A 1,010-nucleotide genomic window follows, 5' to 3' on the forward strand; every position below is an offset into this window, starting at 1 on the left:
CGGCCGCGTGCGCTTCACGGGCGCGCTGGCGCACGAGGCGGCGCTCGACGCCATGGCGGCCGCGGACCTCGTGGTCGTCCCGAGCCTGCGGGAGGGCTGCGGCGTCGTCGCGCTCGAGGCCGCGGCGCTCGGGGTGCCCGTGGTGGCGACGGCGACCGGAGTGATGGCGGAGGTGACCTGCGCGCAGGGGGTCGTGCCGCCGGGCGACGTGCCGGCCCTGGCCGTCGCGATGCGCGAGATGCTCGCGGCGCCCGCGCTGCGCGAGCACTGCTCGTCGGAAGGACGCGAGCGCGTGGCGGCCGGCTTCACTTGGGACGTGATCGCGCGCTCGACGCTCGCCGTGTACGAGCGCGTGCTCGGGAGCGGCGCGTGAGCGCGGGGACAGGCGCGCGACCGGGCGCGGGCCGCACGGCGCTGCGCGCGCTCGGGTGGGTGGCGGTGGCGGCCGTCGTCGGCTGGTTCGTGTGGCGCGCGGTGTCGGAGCTCGCCGGCGACGCGGGACGGGCGGCGCTGCGGTTCCACCCCGGCTACCTCGCGGCCTCGGTGGCCATGCTCGCCTGCTACCACCTGATGTACGCGGGCGGCATGGCGCTCATCCTGCGCGCGCTCGGCGCCCGGTGCGGGCTTCCCGAGGCGTTCGCGCTCAACTACGCGAGCAATCTCGGCAAGTACGTGCCCGGCGGGGTGTGGCCGGTGGTCGGGCGGTACGCGCTCGCGCCGAAGGTCGGCGTGTCCGGCGAGCACGCGGTGCTCTCGGCCGTGCTCGAGAACGCGCTGTCGGTCGTGGCGGGCATCGCCGTGGCGACCGCGGCGCTCGGGCTCGGGTTCGCCGAGGCGCTCGGCGTGCCGGCGTGGCTGCCGCCGCTGGCCGCCCTGCTGCCGCTCGCGCTCCTGCACCCGGCGGTGTTCGGCCCGCTCGTGCGCGCGGCCCTGAAGGCCATGCGGCGCGAGGCGACCGTCCCGGCGTTGCCGTTCGTGACGCTGCTCGCACTCGTCGCGTACTATGCGGT

2 protein-coding genes are annotated in these 1,010 nt (G+C 77.2%); both read left to right on the forward strand.

The features are described from left to right. Positions 1–373 (forward strand): glycosyltransferase (locus FDZ70_11385; GenBank protein ID TLM64580.1); only part of this gene is annotated, 373 nt, incomplete at its 5' end. Next, positions 268–1,010 (forward strand): hypothetical protein (locus tag FDZ70_11390; protein TLM64581.1); only part of this gene is annotated, 743 nt, incomplete at its 3' end. The genes FDZ70_11385 and FDZ70_11390, both read left to right, overlap by 106 nt.

The sequence above is a fragment of the Actinomycetota bacterium genome, assembly GCA_005774595.1.
Taxonomy (GTDB): Bacteria; Actinomycetota; Coriobacteriia; order Anaerosomatales; family D1FN1-002; genus D1FN1-002.